The organism is Rhodobacter sp. JA431 (assembly GCF_900217725.1).
In the GTDB taxonomy this organism is placed as follows: Bacteria; Pseudomonadota; Alphaproteobacteria; order Rhodobacterales; family Rhodobacteraceae; genus Rhodobacter; species Rhodobacter aestuarii.
The window spans coordinates 65,552-79,575 of the sequence record NZ_OBMP01000010.1 but is presented as its reverse complement, the minus strand read 5'-3'; the positions used below and the strand labels follow the sequence as shown (position 1 = coordinate 79,575).

Annotated in this window: 12 protein-coding genes; 3 read left to right on the top strand and 9 right to left on the bottom strand. The window is 61.5% G+C overall.

What is annotated here, in order from left to right:
* A complete protein-coding gene (locus tag CRO18_RS16715) occupies positions 1-354 on the top strand; it encodes a hypothetical protein (protein ID WP_076485946.1) in 354 nt (117 codons plus the stop codon).
* Positions 355-443: 89 nt separating this feature from the next.
* Positions 444-1,706: a lytic murein transglycosylase gene (locus tag CRO18_RS16710; protein ID WP_097082957.1), complete on the top strand. Its 1,263-nt coding sequence runs from the start codon at positions 444-446 to the stop codon at positions 1,704-1,706.
* On the opposite strand, the gene CRO18_RS16705 is transcribed toward CRO18_RS16710, so the two are convergent.
* The 4 genes from CRO18_RS16705 to ade all read right to left on the bottom strand — a co-directional run bounded on the left by CRO18_RS16705 (position 1,703) and on the right by ade (position 6,461).
* Positions 1,703-2,581, bottom strand: coding sequence for a DMT family transporter (locus CRO18_RS16705; RefSeq protein WP_076485948.1), 879 nt, complete (start codon positions 2,579-2,581; stop codon positions 1,703-1,705). The genes CRO18_RS16710 and CRO18_RS16705 overlap by 4 nt on opposite strands.
* Positions 2,582-2,753: 172 nt before the next feature.
* Positions 2,754-3,041, bottom strand: a complete 288-nt coding sequence (locus CRO18_RS16700) for an HU family DNA-binding protein (RefSeq protein ID WP_076485949.1) — start codon at positions 3,039-3,041, stop codon at positions 2,754-2,756.
* 145 nt (positions 3,042-3,186) lie between these two features.
* The gene (locus CRO18_RS16695) at positions 3,187-4,662 is read right to left on the bottom strand and encodes an AMP nucleosidase (protein ID WP_097082956.1); all 1,476 of its coding nucleotides are present in this window, start codon (positions 4,660-4,662) and stop codon (positions 3,187-3,189) included.
* Positions 4,659-6,461: an adenine deaminase gene (ade, locus tag CRO18_RS16690; protein ID WP_170952714.1), complete on the bottom strand. Its 1,803-nt coding sequence runs from the start codon at positions 6,459-6,461 to the stop codon at positions 4,659-4,661. The genes CRO18_RS16695 and ade overlap by 4 nt, the downstream gene beginning before the upstream one ends.
* 75 nt (positions 6,462-6,536) lie before the next feature.
* Between ade and CRO18_RS16685 the strand changes: the two genes are divergently transcribed.
* Positions 6,537-7,379, top strand: a complete 843-nt coding sequence (locus CRO18_RS16685) for an SDR family oxidoreductase (RefSeq protein ID WP_097082955.1) — start codon at positions 6,537-6,539, stop codon at positions 7,377-7,379.
* Here CRO18_RS16685 and CRO18_RS16680 read toward each other — a convergent pair.
* Genes CRO18_RS16680 through leuS form a run of 5 tightly spaced genes read right to left on the bottom strand, consistent with a single transcriptional unit; the run spans position 7,376 to position 13,908 of the window.
* A complete protein-coding gene (locus tag CRO18_RS16680) occupies positions 7,376-8,611 on the bottom strand; it encodes an MFS transporter (protein ID WP_097082954.1) in 1,236 nt (411 codons plus the stop codon). The genes CRO18_RS16685 and CRO18_RS16680 overlap by 4 nt on opposite strands.
* 51 nt (positions 8,612-8,662) lie before the next feature.
* Complete coding sequence (locus CRO18_RS16675) at positions 8,663-9,850, bottom strand: TIGR03862 family flavoprotein (RefSeq protein ID WP_097082953.1); 1,188 nt, start codon at positions 9,848-9,850, stop codon at positions 8,663-8,665.
* Entirely contained in the window at positions 9,850-10,875 is a 1,026-nt protein-coding gene (holA, locus tag CRO18_RS16670) for a DNA polymerase III subunit delta (protein ID WP_097082952.1), read from the bottom strand. The genes CRO18_RS16675 and holA overlap by 1 nt, the downstream gene beginning before the upstream one ends.
* Positions 10,872-11,366, bottom strand: a complete 495-nt coding sequence (gene lptE, locus CRO18_RS16665; RefSeq protein WP_076485955.1) for an LPS assembly lipoprotein LptE — start codon at positions 11,364-11,366, stop codon at positions 10,872-10,874. The genes holA and lptE overlap by 4 nt, the downstream gene beginning before the upstream one ends.
* A complete protein-coding gene (gene leuS / locus CRO18_RS16660; protein WP_097082951.1) occupies positions 11,353-13,908 on the bottom strand; it encodes a leucine--tRNA ligase in 2,556 nt (851 codons plus the stop codon). Before leuS ends, lptE begins: the two co-directional genes overlap by 14 nt.
* Between the last annotated feature and the right edge of the window lie 116 nt (positions 13,909-14,024).

Sequence of the window (14,024 nt, the reverse complement as noted above, 5' to 3'; positions counted from 1 at the left end):
ATGTCCGAAACTCCGGAAAAGCCCGAAAAGAAAAAACGCCCCCAGCAGGTCTACACCCTGCTGGTGGAGGTGGGCCGTTGTGAAAATGATGGCCTGCCCAAAGGCGCCACCGGGGCCGGGCTTTTGTGCTACGCCAGCGGTGTGGATGAGGCAGAAGCCGTGCGCGAAACGGTGGCGATTTTGAAGCAAGCCGATCTCGCGCCGCTCGATGTAACCGGCTACGGCACACTCGCGGAGCGCGAAAAGGCGGGCGACGAAATCCCCGAGGAAGAAAAAGCCTTGATGGCCCGCGCCTTGGAAGAAAACTCTGTGATCGTGGCGCAAATGACCCCGTTCATGGGGGAAAAGGGCTAGGCATTTCCCCGCCCGGCGCTTGGCGCGATTGTTGCCAGACCGCTTTGACCTGCTACACTGTTTCGAAACAGCGAACAGTCGGGCAGGTCATGAAACACGCATTAAAACCCCTTGCAATCACCCTATTTGCCCTTTCTGGCATGGCGGCCTGTAGTGGCCCACTGGAGGGTGGCGGATCGGGCGGCAGCAGCATTGCCGCTATTCCGCGTGTAGATGCGGCCACGCAACAGGGCTTGGATGAGTGGGTGATGAACTTCAAACCTCGTGCCATGGCGGCGGGGATTTCTGAGGCCACGTGGAACCGCGCCATGCGCAACGTGCCCTACAACCCAAAGGTGATCGAGCGCGACCGTTTCCAAGCCGAATTCTCTAAGCCGATCTGGGATTATCTGGACAGTGCCGCTTCGCCCGACCGGGTGGCAGAGGGGCGCAAAATGCTTGCGCAGCATGACCGGCTTTTGCGCGAGATCGAGGCGCGCTACGGCGTTGAAAAAGAGGTTGTCGTCGCGATCTGGGGGATGGAATCGCGCTATGGCAGCCGCCGAGGCGACACTTTGATCATTCCCGCGCTCGCCACCTTGGCGCATGACGGGCGGCGCGGCGCATTCTTTGAAAGCCAACTCATTGGCGCGTTGAAAATCATCCAATCGGGCGACATCGACCCCGCGCACATGACCGGGTCGTGGGCAGGCGCGATGGGGCATACGCAATTCATCCCCACCTCTTATTTGTCGTTTGCGGTCGATTTTACCGGCGATGGCAAACGCGATATCTGGTCAGACAATCCCGCCGATGCGCTGGCCTCCACCGCCGCTTATTTGGCACGCTCGGGCTGGTCAAAAGGCCAGCCTTGGGGGGTTGAAGTCATCTTGCCAAAAGACTTCAACCTTGGCCTGACCGGGAAGGGGGTGAAAAAATCTCCGTCCGACTGGGCCGAGCTTGGCGTGCGCGCCGCAGCGGGCGGTAAGGTGGCAAACTACGGCGCAGCTTCGATCTTGCTGCCCGCCGGGGCCGAGGGGCCCGCGCTGATGATCTTTGACAATTTCCGCGCGATATCGCGCTACAACAACGCCGACTCTTATGTGATCGGCGTGGGGCATTTGTCTGATCGGATCAAGGGAGAGGGACCGTTCAAAACCCCATGGCCGCGCGAGGGCCGCGCGCTCACCGAGGCCGAGAAGATTGAAGTGCAGGAACGGCTCACCGCAGCGGGTTATGACACGCAGGGCCATGACGGGTTGATTGGCCCGAATACGATTTCTGCGGTGGCCGCATGGCAACGCGCCAATGGCGTGAAGGCCGATGGTTGGGTGACGCTGAAGCTGCTCGAGGCGCTCCGCCGCGGCGGTTAAGGCCGCGCGACGGGGCTTTGTTTGGAAAGCTGCACCGCCAAAATCCCAGCCGCGATCACCGCCACGCCAAGAAGATCGAGCCAACCCAACCGCTCGCCCAACACGGCGGCGGCAATCGCCACGCCAAAGAACGGGTTGAGGAAGTGGAAGGTCGCCGCCTTCACCGCCCCAATCCGTGCGACCAGCCGAAACCAGACCCAAGTCGCCAAAAGCCCAGGGATCAGCGTGGTGTAAAGGAAGGCGAGCGTCAGCCGCGTGGTGGGCACGACATGCCAGCTTTCAGTGAAAGCCGAGACGGTGGCGAGAGAGATCGCACCGACAAACATCTGCAAGCCTACGATCATCAGCACATTGCCGCTAGAGGTCGCCCCGCGCACCGAAAGCGTGGCGACCGAAAGCGCAAAAGCCGCAATGAAGCAAAGCGCGAGCCCAACCGGGTCCACCCCGCCCGAAAGCCGCGCGCCCATGATGATGGAGACGCCCACAACACCAGCAAAGAGCCCTGCAAGACCGAGCGGGCGCACCTTATCGCCAAACACGACACGGCCCATGAGCGCCACCATCAGCGGCATGGTCGAAGCGATGATCGAAGCAACCGACGCCTGTACCCATTGCATCGCCACGAAGTTGAGCCCCAGATAGAGCGCGTTCTGGCAGAGACCGAAAATCAACGTGGCTCGCCATTGCGCGCGGCTCAGCCGCCAGCTTTGCCCCATGGCCAGCGCGATCCCGACCCCGATCAGCCCAGAGATCAGAAACCGCCCAGACAGCGCGAGCAAAGGCGGCGCTTCGGCCACGATCATCCGCGCCGAGGTGAAGGCCGAAGACCACATAAGCGCAAAGGCCAAGCCCATCAAAATGGCGCGGATATCCATATTTTCCTCATCGCTGGAAGAACGTCCGAGCAGGGAAGCCAAATTTGCTCCGCTCCGACAAGAAAAAACCTGTATGCAATACAGGTTCATTTCCCGCGGCGCCCAAGAAAAAAGGCCGCCCTGCCGATGCAGGACGACCCAAATTCTTCACATCTGCCCGAAGGCGGATGGATCAGCCGTTGACACTGTCTTTGAGCGCTTTGGCGATCGTCACTTTGACTTGTTTGTCGGCCGGTTTCATCATCGTGTCGCCAGTGGCCGGGTTGCGCACCATGCGCTCGGGGCGGGCTTTGCACGACACTTTGCCGATGCCCGGCAGCGTCACAGCGCCACCTTCAGCCACTTCTTTGGTCACGACTTCGGCGATGGCGTCGAGCGCAGCCGTGGCGGTTTTCTTGTCCGAGCCCATGGCTTCGGCGAGGGCGGCCACCAGCTGGGTCTTGGTCATCGGTTTCGACATGGGATTTCCTCTCATACACCCCTCGTGGTGGGGTCGATCTGCCCGTCTTTACGGTTTCATGCGCCCCCTAACACACGGTTTTTTTCAACAAGGCAAGCCTTTTCGGGCGTTTTCGGTGAATTTCCACAGCACAATGTGCAGCCCATCACAAGAAGGCGGTCTCGTCAAAAGAACGCAGCTTCCGGCTATGAATCCGCTCCAGCGGCATGTCGCGCAATTTCTCCATTGCGCGCACCCCAATCAGCAGATGGTTCGCCACTTGTGTGCGGTAAAATTCGGTCGCCATACCGGGCAGTTTTAGCTCCCCATGCAGCGGTTTGTCTGAAACGCACAGCAGCGTTCCATAGGGCACGCGGAACCGGAACCCATTGGCCGCGATGGTCGCGCTTTCCATATCAAGCGCGATGGCGCGGCTTTGCGAAAGCCGCTGCACCGGGCCGGATTGGTCACGCAATTCCCAGTTGCGGTTATCAATCGTCGCCACAGTGCCGGTGCGCATGATCCGCTTCAGCTCATAACCTTCCAACTGAGTGATCTCGGCCACCGCTTCTTGCAGCGCCACCTGCACCTCAGCCAGGGCTGGGATCGGCACCCAGATCGGCAGATCGTCATCCAGCACATGGTCTTCGCGCAAATAGGCGTGGGCGAGCACAAAATCCCCCAAGCTTTGCGAATTGCGCAGCCCCGCGCAGTGGCCAACCATCAGCCACGCATGGGGGCGCAGCACGGCAATATGATCGGTTGCCGTTTTCGCGTTGGACGGCCCCACGCCAATGTTGACCAAGGTGATCCCATTCCCGTCGGGCCGTTTGAGGTGATAGGTCGGCATTTGCGGCAGCTTGGAGAGCGGCGCAATCGCCCCATCGGGGGTGGTGATCTCCACATTCCCCGGCGCCACAAAGCTTGTGTAGCCCTGCGACGGGTCGGCGAGCATCCGCCGCGCCACCGCCTCAAACTCATCCACATAGAACTGGTAGTTCGTGAAGAGCACGTGGTTTTGGAAATGCTCGGGCAAGGTGGCCGTGTAATGCGCCAGCCGCGCGAGCGAGTAATCCACCCGTTGCGCCGTAAACGGTGCCAAGTGGCCCGAGCCATCCGGGTGCAGCCCTGCCGTGCCATTGACGATGTCATCGTTCATCGAGGCCAGCGAGGGCACGTCAAACACATCGCGCAGGCTGATGCCGAGCGCGCCCTCTTGCGGCACGGTCACCTCCGGCTGGCCCGCAACGGCGAAATGCACCGGGATCGGCGTGGTCGAGGGCCCCACCTGCACCGTGGCATTGTGGTTGCGCATCAAAAGGCCGATCTGCTGCGTGAGGTAATTGCGAAAAAGATCGGGCCGCGTGATCGTGGCGGAATAGGTGCCGGGTTCGGACACATGACCAAAGCTCAGCCGGCTATCGCCTTTGACATGCGAATTCACCGTCAGCCGCACCTCGGGATAAAAGGCCCGATAGCGCGAGGGCGAGGCGCCAGTTTCCAACACCTCGTTGAACTTGGTCAGCAAGAACCCCGTCGCCTCGGTATAAAGCGCCTCAAGCCGGGCAACGGCGGCGGCGGGATCGGTGAAGGTTTCAGGGTCGGCGTGGGGTGATATTTGGATCGTCAGCGGGTCTGTCATTCAAACAACTCTGTCAGCTCAAACTTCGTGACGTCGACGAGCCCCAGATCAGAAATGCGGATTTCCGGGATCACGACAAGCGCCAGCAATGAATGTTGCATATAGGCGTTGTTGAGCGAGCATCCACATTGCGCCATCGCGTCCACCATTTTGGCCGCGCGCGCGGCGACCTCTGCCGCCGGATCATCGGACATCAGCCCCGCAATCGGCAAAGGCACGGCGGCAAGCTCGACCCCGTCTTTCCAAACCGAGATGCCGCCACCCATCTCGCCCAAGCGGTTCGCGCAGGCGGCCATGCTGTCGCGGTCGGTGCCGACGACGATCATATGATGGCTGTCATGCGCGACGGTGGAGCCCATCGCCATTTTGCCTTTGTACCCAAAGCCAGACACGAAACCACTGACCACGTGGCCAGTGCCCCGGTGGCGTTCCACCAAGGCGATCTGCGCCACGTCTTTGGCTTCATCAGGCTGGGCCAGCCCCTCAACCACCTGCAAGGTGGCGGTAAGCGCTTTGGTCGGGGCTTGGTTTTCAACGACGCCAATCACCTTGGCGGTGACGCTATTCGCGCCTTCCGGCGCGGCAATGGCAAAGTCTTGTGCCGTCAGTGGTTTGCCCAAATGCACCGTGTTGCGCGCGCTTTCGGGCCAGTCGTAATGCGGGCAAGACACTTTGAGCACGCCCGCCTCCGCCACAACTTGGCCGCGCGCGATCACCACTTCCACCGGAAGGGAGGCAAGATCCGAAGACAAGATGACATCGGCCCGCCGCCCGGGTGTGATGGAGCCCAATTCCCGCTCCAGCCCAAAATGGCTCGCCGTGTTGAGCGTGCACATTTGTAGCGCGATCAGCGGCTCACAACCGCAAGCCACCGCATGGCGGTAGACGCGGTTCATATGGCCATCATTCACCAGCGTGCCGGAATGGCAATCATCGGTGCACAAAATGAAATTGCGCGGATCAAGGCCCTTTTGGGTGACCGCCGTGATTTGGCTTTCCACGTCATACCAAGCAGAGCCCAGCCGCATCATGGAACGCATCCCTTGGCGCACGCGGGCAATCGCATCGGCCTCACAAGTGCCTTCGTGATCATCCGCCGGGCCGCCTGCCGCATAGGCGCGGAACGGCGCGCCGAGATCGGGGCTTGCATAATGCCCGCCCACGGTTTTCTGCGCGTTTTGGGTTGCGGCAATCTCGGCCAGCATCTTTGGGTCGGCATTCACGACACCGGGGAAATTCATCATCTCCCCAAGCCCGATGATACCCGGCCATGTCATCGCCTCGGCCACATCTTCGGGAGTGATCTCAAATCCGGTCGTTTCCAGCCCCGGTGCCGAGGGCGCACAAGAGGGCATTTGCGTGAAGATATTGACGGGCTGAAGGGCCGCCTCGTCATGCATCATCCGCACCCCTTCAAGCCCCAGCACATTGGCAACTTCATGCGGGTCGGTGAACATAGTGGTGGTGCCATGCGGGATAACGGCAGCGGCAAATTCGGCAGGCGTCAGCATGCCGCTTTCAATATGCATATGCGCATCGCACAGGCCGGGCAGCATGTAGCGACCGTTGGCCTCAATGACTTCGGTTTCGGGGCCAATCGCGGCGCTTAAATCCGGCGCGATTGCGGCAAAGCGTCCCTCGGCGATGGCAATGTCATAGCCCTCCAACACCTCGCGGCTGTGGACATTGACCCATTTCCCTTGCCGGATCACCATATCGGCCGGCGCGCGCCCGGCGGCCACGGCAACAAGGCGCGGCGCGGCTTCAGGCCATGATTTCAGTTGTTTCATCTGTTCCATGCCACAGGGTGCCACCGCTTTTTGCCCTTCGCAAGTGACGAGGTGATGACTAGGTTGCACTTGAGTATAGGAGGGATGATGAAAACGCTGCTTTCCATCGGACATGGCTATTCGGCGCGGGCTTTGGGGCGGCTTTTGTTGCCGCAAGGCTGGCGCATTATTGCGACCACGCGCAGCGCAGAAAAAGCGGAAATGCTGCGCAGCGAAGGGCTGGAAGCACTGGTCTGGACGGGCGGAGAATTACCGCTGTCTGAGGCCACGCATTTGCTGACCTCCGTCGCGCCAGATAGCAGCGGCGACCCGGTTCTTTCTGCGCAGAAAAAAGCCATTGCTGCAGCGCAGCATTTGGAGTGGGTCGGCTATCTTTCGACCGTTGGCGTTTATGGCGACCATGATGGCGACTGGGTTGATGAGGAAACGCCGCTCACCCCCGGCACCGCGCGCGGCAAAGCGCGCGTCGCAGCAGAGGCGGCGTGGCAAGAGCTTGGCTTGCCGCTGCATATCTTCCGGCTCGCGGGCATTTACGGCCCCGGCCGCGGCCCCTTTGCCAAGGTCCGCAACGGCACTGCGCGGCTAATTATCAAGCCCGGTCAGGTGTTTTCGCGCATCCATGTGGACGACATTGCGCAGGTGCTCGCGGCCTCGATCGCGCAGCCCAATCCGGGGCGGATCTATAACCTTTGCGATGATGCCGCCTCCCCGCCCGAAGATGTGCTGGCCTATGCAGCCGAACTGCTTGGCCTGCCGCGCCCCCCCGAAGAGCCATTTGACCCCGCCACCATGACGCCGATGGCCGCGAGCTTTTATGCCGAGAACAAACGGGTGCGAAATGACCGCATCAAAGACGAGCTTGGCGTGCAGTTGCGCTACCCCGATTACCGCAGCGGTCTAGAGACAATGCTGCGCAGCGAAGCCTAGGCCGGTTGCAGCGCTGCGGGGCGGTCCCGCACTGGCAAGTGGACGAGGGCAGAAAAGGCGCCAACGCCCACGCCGACCCACCACACCAGCGTGTAATCGCCCGCGATGTCGTAAAGCCGCCCGCCCAGCCAAACGCCCAGAAACGCGCCCAGTTGGTGCGAAAAGAACACGACGCCATAAAGCGTGCCCATGTAGCGCAGCCCGTAAAGGTCTGCGACGAGGCCAGAGGTCAGCGGCACAGTGGCAAGCCACAACGCCCCCATAACGAGCGAGAAGATCAGCACCGAACCGGGGGTGATCGGCAACAAAATGAAACTGGCCGCTGCGATGGTGCGCAGCAGGTAAATGAGCGCGAGCAGGTATTTCTTGCTCCACCTCTTGCCCGCCCAACCGGCAAAGATCGTGCCCACGATATTGGCGAGCCCGATCACCGCGATGGCAAAGGCCCCCAGCGCCGATTGCGTTTCGATCCCAAGCGCCGCGAGCATAGAGCCGGGCGGCACCGCCCCGCACATCTCGGTGATCATTGCCGGGAAGTGTGCGGTGATAAAGGCAAGCTGATAGCCGCAAGAAAAGAAGCCCAGAAAGATGAGGATGAAAGACGGGTCGCGCAAAGCGCGCGAAACAACGTCTCCCATGCTCTCTTCATTTGCGGCGGGGGCTGCGCGCGCCGGGCCGCGCAGCATTGGCAGAGCGAAAAGGGCCAGCAAGATCACACCTGCAAACATCACAAAGACCGTCTGCCACGGGAAGTAGGCCAAAAGCGCCTCGGCCAAGGGCGCGCCAAAGACTTGGCCTGCGGACCCCGCCGCTGTGGCAATGCCAAGCGCGAGCGAGCGATTTTCGGCCGAAGCCGCACGCCCGACGACCGCCAGAATCACCCCAAAGCCGGTGCCTGCAATGCCAAAGCCCACCAGAATTTCCAGCAGATCATGCTGCCAAGGGGCCGTCGCAAAGGCCGACATCACCAGCCCCGCCGCATACATAAGCGCGCCCAAGGTGATCGCGCGGCGGTCGCCAAACCGCTCCGCCAGCGCGCCAAAGATCGGCTGGCCAATCCCCCAAGCGAGGTTTTGGATCGCGATGGCAAGGCTGAACTCGGCCCGCGGCCAGCCAAACTCCGCCGCAATCGGGATCTGAAACACCCCAAACGAGGCGCGGATCGCAAACCCGAGCATCAAAATGATGGCCCCGCCAATCAGGACGGGGGAGATAAGGCGGCTGTCGCTCATGCACGTCTCCCTAGCGCAAGGGCGCCAGTTCGACATGCGTCGCCCCCTGCGTCAATCTGTCATTTGTTCTGGGAACAATCGCGCAGCGACAGCGCGGCCTGCTGCGCGCCCCGTCGCCAAGCAACCGGTCAGCAGATAGCCGCCCGTCGGCGCCTCCCAATCGAGCATCTCACCCGCAGCGAACACACCGGGGAGGGCCTTTAACTCCAACCCATCGGTCAGAGCGGCGGCGGTGATCCCGCCCGCCGACGAAATCGCCTCTGCCAAGGGCCGGGGGCCAGCATGGCGCACGGGCAGCGCTTTGAGTTTACGCGCCAAGGCGAGCGGGTCATTCGGCAGGGGGCGGCCCCATTCATTTGCAAGCGCGAGTTTCACCGCATCCAACCGCAGCGCTTTACGCAGCCGGTTTTGCAAACTGTCTTTATTGGAGGTGCGGCCCAGCCGATGCGCCACCGCTTCCACATCCAGATCGGGGGCGAGGTCCAGCATCAGCGCCGCGCCATCGCGCACCGGGGCAGAGAGCGCATAGACCCCGCCGCCTTCGATGCCCTTCGCGGAAATCACAAACTCCCCACGGCTCACTTGACCCGGCACGAAAAGCGCCGCGCCTTTGATGGGTTGGCCCAGATGCGGGGTCATGTGTTTGGACCAATCGACCACAAAGCCCATATTCGCGGGGCGGAAAGGCGCAATTTCCACCCCTTTCGCGGCCAACATCTCGACCCAAGCGGCATCCGAGCCAAGCCGCGGCCAACTTGCCCCACCCAAGGCCAGAACGGTGGCATCGGGGCGCACGGTTTGCGGGCCATCGGGGGTCTCAAAACGAACCCCATCGGCCTCCAGCCCCACCCAACGCCAGCGCGTTTGCAACACAACCCCCAGCCCCGCAAGCCGCGCGAGCCATGCCCGCAGCATAGGGGAGGCTTTCATTTCCACCGGAAACACCCGCCCGGTAGAGCCCGTGAACAAATCCACCCCCAGCCCACGGGCAAAATCGCTGACCGCATCGGGGCCGAAATCGGCCACATAAGGCCGAACCCACTCGGGCGCGTAGGCGTTTAGGAAAAGCTCAAGCGGTTCATCTTTGGTGATGTTCAGCCCAGATTTTCCCGCCATCAGGAATTTGCGCGCGGCGGTGGGCTTGGCCTCGGCCAGCGTCACCTTTGCCCCGGCGCGCGCCAGCACCTCTGCCGCCATCAAGCCCGCGGGGCCTGCGCCAATGACAAGCGCCTGCGCCATCAGAGCTTCGCCGAAATGGAGGCGAGCCGCATCAAAGCGCGCTCCATCACCGCCATTTGCGGCGCTTTGGACGAGGAACGCAGCGTCAAATCGGCCTCAATCAGCACTTTCAGCGCCTCTTCCAGCCGATACATGCCCCATTTCTGTGCCTGCCCCTGAAGCCGATCGCGGCGCGGGCCAAAAACCGGCGGGCGCATCCGTTGTAGGCCCGATCCGGGCCCGCCAGGGTCCGAAGCCGCCATATGCAGCGTACGAAAATGCCGAAGCGCCATAATCGCGAGCGTGACGGGCTGCACCCCCTGCCCCTCGATCCGCCGCATCATCTGCGCGAGATCGACCACCCTGCCATTGGCAACAAGGTCAAGCACCTCATCCACCTCAGCCTCCACCGTCGAAGGGGCGCAAAGCGTGACCTCATGCGGGGTGAGCGGTGTGCTATCGCCGTGTTTGTAAAGCGCGATCTTCTCGATGGTTTGGCGGAAATCACCGGGGTCCAGCGCGCGCGACAAAGCCAAGATATCGGTCATAGTCTCATTCGGCACATGCGAGAGACCGGCCTTTTTCAAAATATCTTCAATCTCTTCGCGGCTTGGCGGGTCATCATAGATGCCAATCGCGTAGGCGTTGGGGTGATTCTCAAACACTTTTCGCAGGGCCGATTTGGCCGTCAGACTCCCAGCGGTGACAATGATCTGCGCATCGCCTGCGGTCCAAGCCTTCACCGCCTCGGCAAAAGCGGGGGCGGTGCCGTCGGTTGCCTCTTCCACAAAGACAACACGCGGGCCGGGAAAGAAGCCAATCTCTTTGATCGCATCAAGCACAAGGCCGGGGCTACGGCGCAAATCCCCACCCGAAAGCCGGGTCAGCCGCATTTCGGCCTCACCCTCCGGGCTAATCAATGCGGCGATCACCTCTTGGCGGCGCAGGGCCACGCGCATCGCATCGGCCCCAAAGATCAACAAGCCCAAACGCGACGCATCCGGCTTGCCGAAATAGCGCACGGCAGCTGCGCCGGTCAGCTTCATTGCGGCAGGGTTCCGGCCTGCGCCAAGAGCCGGGTCACGATTTGATCTGCCAGCATTCGCATCAGGCGGCGATGCGCATCCTCTTCGGCGGCAGATGTGGCCACCACCGTGCCCGAGGCCGACCAAGAGGTGAAGCTGCTCACCCGCCCCGTCAGCAACACCGCATCGGTGCCCGCATCATGCAATGTGTAATCGACCTGCCCGGCCAGCGAATAGCGCGTGGTCGACCCATCGGGCGTGATCGCCTGCCCCAGAACATCGGTCGAAACCTTGTAGGCGAGCCGATACCGCGGCACTTCTGCCGGGTTCAGCCGCTCAGCGATTCGGCGCACCAAAGCGAAATCATCGCGGCTTTGCGGCGTATCGGGGGCGACGGCCCCCAATAGCTTCGCGCCCCCACCCGCAGGCCCATAGGCCGGGGTGAAACCGCAACCGGCAAGGGCCGTGGCCCCTGCCAGCATCAAGAAGTTACGACGATCAGATGACCACATTGACGATCCGCCCCGGCACCACGATCAGCTTTTTCGGTTGGCCACCAGCCAACGCCTTGACCACAGCATCATCCGCCAGAACGATCTTTTCAACCTCGGATGCGGGCATGTCTTTGGGCACGGTGATCTCGCCACGCCGTTTGCCGTTGATCTGAATCGGCAAGGTCACCGAATCTTCGACCAGCATTGCCGGGTCGGCTTTGGGCCACGGCGCTTGCACCACAAAACCCTCGCCCCCCAAAGCGGCCCAGATGTCTTCCGCCAAATGCGGCACCATCGGCCCCATCAATTGCGCCATCAGCTTCATCGCTTCGCGCTTCACCGCGTTCGACGCGCCCGATTTTTGCATCGTGTTGGTCAGCGTATAAAGCGCCGCAACCGCTTTGTTGAAGGCAAAGCCGTCGATCGAGCGGGTGACTTCATCAATCGCTTTATGGGTGGCTTTCATCAGCGCCGCATCTTCGGTCCCGCCTTCGCCACCAGCACCTTCGGCGATCTCATGCGCAATCCGCCAGACGCGGCCAAGGAATTTGGAGGTCGCTTCCGCGCCCGAAGCCGTCCATTCCACATCGCGTTCGGGCGGGCTGTCCGACATCACAAAGAACCGCGCCGTATCCGCCCCAAAGGCGGCGATGATGTTCATCGGATCGACGACGTTCTTCTTTGACTTCGACATTTTCGCCGAAGGAATGATCTCAAGCGTTTCACCGGTGGCTTTCACCGTGCCCGCTTCGCGATCCACATCTTCGGGCAGGTGATAGACCGGACGGCCCTTTTCATCGGTGGTTTTGTAGATCTCATGCGTGACCATGCCTTGGGTGAAAAGCGCGTCAAACGGCTCCACCGCTTTGGCGGGCAAATGCCCGGTCTTGTGCATCGCCCGCGCAAAGAACCGCGAATAGAGCAGGTGCAAAATCGCGTGCTCAATGCCGCCGATATATTGATCGACGTTCATCCAGTAATCGGCATCTTCCGCCACAGTGGGCGTGGTCGCACGCGGCGCGGTGAAGCGGGCGTAATACCAAGACGAATCAACAAACGTGTCCATCGTATCGGTTTCACGCTTCGCCGCCGCGCCACATTTCGGGCAGCTGCAATCGCGCCACGTCGGGTGACGGTCGAGCGGGTTGCCGGGCTTATCGAAGGTCACATCATCGGGCAGGCGAACCGGAAGGTTTTCTTTCTTCTCGGGCACCACACCGCAGGCGGGGCAATGCACTACCGGAATCGGGCAGCCCCAATAGCGCTGGCGGCTCAGCCCCCAATCGCGCAGGCGATATTTGGTGACGCCCTCACCAAAGCCTTTGTCTTCTGCATAGGCAATGGCGGTCGCCACGCCCTCTTCGCCGGTTTGCACCCCGGCCCCTGCAAAGCCGCGCACATAGCGGACCTTTTCAGATTTCATCGGCACGAAGGCTTCGGTCAGCGCCTCTTCTTCCGCCCCTTCGGCGACAAAGACAGGGTTGATCGGCAGCGCGTATTTCGTCGCAAATTCAAAGTCGCGTTGGTCATGCGCGGGGCAGCCGAAAATCGCGCCGGTGCCGTAATCCATCAAGATGAAGTTGGCGATCCAAACCGGAAGTTCCCAATTCGGGTCAAGCGGATGCTTCACGCGCAAGCCGGTATCACGGCCAATCTTTTCCGCCGTTTCAATCGCTTCTTCGGTTGTGCCGCCTTTACGGCATTCGGCCAAGAACTCCGCCAGTTCCGGGTTTTGCGCTTCCAGCAGCTTCGCCAACGGATGGTCGGGCGAAATACCGACGAAGCTTGCGCCCATCAGCGTATCGGGGCGGGTGGTGTAAACCTCGATCTTCTCGAAGCCCTCGGGCGCATCGACCGTGTCAAAGCGAAACTGCAGCCCGCGCGATTGGCCGATCCAGTTCGCCTGCATCAGGCGCACTTTTTCGGGCCAGTCTTTCAACCCATCCAGCGCAGAAAGCAGCTCGCCCGCGAAATCCGAGATTTTGAAGAACCATTGGGTCAGTTCTTTACGCTCAACGAGCGCGCCCGAACGCCAGCCGCGCCCGTTTTCCACCTGCTCGTTGGCGAGCACGGTCATATCGACCGGGTCCCAGTTCACCACCGCGTTTTTGCGATACACCAGCCCGGCATCAAGCATGTCGAGGAACATCGCCTGCTGCTGGCCGTAATATTCCGGGTCACAGGTGGCAAATTCGCGACTCCAGTCGATGCTCAACCCAAGCGGTTTCATCTGGTCGCGCATGTCGGCGATATTGCCATAGGTCCAGTCTTTCGGGTGACCGCCCCGTTCCATCGCCGCGTTTTCGGCGGGCATCCCAAAGGCATCCCAGCCCATCGGATGCAGCACGCTAAAGCCGCAAGACATCTTATAGCGCGCGACCACGTCGCCCATCGTGTAGTTGCGCACATGGCCCATATGGATGCGCCCCGACGGATAGGGGAACATCTCAAGCACGTAATATTTCGGGCGGGCCGGGTCGCGGCGCGCGGTGAACACCCCCGCATCATCCCATGCGGCTTGCCATTTGGTCTCGGTTTGGCTCGGCTCGTAGCGCGACATTGCGGCCCCTCGTCTGGTGGATCGTGCGGAAATCTTGCGCCCTGCTATACCGCAGCCGCCCCAAAGGTCCAGAGATCAGCCGCGCAGGCGACAAAAAACCCCGCCAAAGCAGCGCT

Bases quoted from the DNA above. Each gene is read 5' to 3' on its own strand.
- CRO18_RS16705 (WP_076485948.1), bottom strand. From the start codon at position 2,581: ATGGATATCCGCGCCATTTTGATGGGCTTGGCCTTTGCGCTTATGTGG.
- holA (WP_097082952.1), bottom strand. From the start codon at position 10,875: ATGAAGCTGACCGGCGCAGCTGCCGTGCGCTATTTCGGCAAGCCGGAT.
- CRO18_RS16700 (WP_076485949.1), bottom strand. From the start codon at position 3,041: ATGTCGAAACCGATGACCAAGACCCAGCTGGTGGCCGCCCTCGCCGAA.
- leuS (WP_097082951.1), bottom strand. From the start codon at position 13,908: ATGTCGCGCTACGAGCCGAGCCAAACCGAGACCAAATGGCAAGCCGCA.
- CRO18_RS16695 (WP_097082956.1), bottom strand. From the start codon at position 4,662: ATGACAGACCCGCTGACGATCCAAATATCACCCCACGCCGACCCTGAA.
- CRO18_RS16685 (WP_097082955.1), top strand. From the start codon at position 6,537: ATGATGAAAACGCTGCTTTCCATCGGACATGGCTATTCGGCGCGGGCT.
- CRO18_RS16715 (WP_076485946.1), top strand. From the start codon at position 1: ATGTCCGAAACTCCGGAAAAGCCCGAAAAGAAAAAACGCCCCCAGCAG.
- CRO18_RS16675 (WP_097082953.1), bottom strand. From the start codon at position 9,850: ATGGCGCAGGCGCTTGTCATTGGCGCAGGCCCCGCGGGCTTGATGGCG.
- CRO18_RS16680 (WP_097082954.1), bottom strand. From the start codon at position 8,611: ATGAGCGACAGCCGCCTTATCTCCCCCGTCCTGATTGGCGGGGCCATC.
- CRO18_RS16710 (WP_097082957.1), top strand. From the start codon at position 444: ATGAAACACGCATTAAAACCCCTTGCAATCACCCTATTTGCCCTTTCT.
- lptE (WP_076485955.1), bottom strand. From the start codon at position 11,366: ATGTGGTCATCTGATCGTCGTAACTTCTTGATGCTGGCAGGGGCCACG.
- ade (WP_170952714.1), bottom strand. From the start codon at position 6,461: ATGGAACAGATGAAACAACTGAAATCATGGCCTGAAGCCGCGCCGCGC.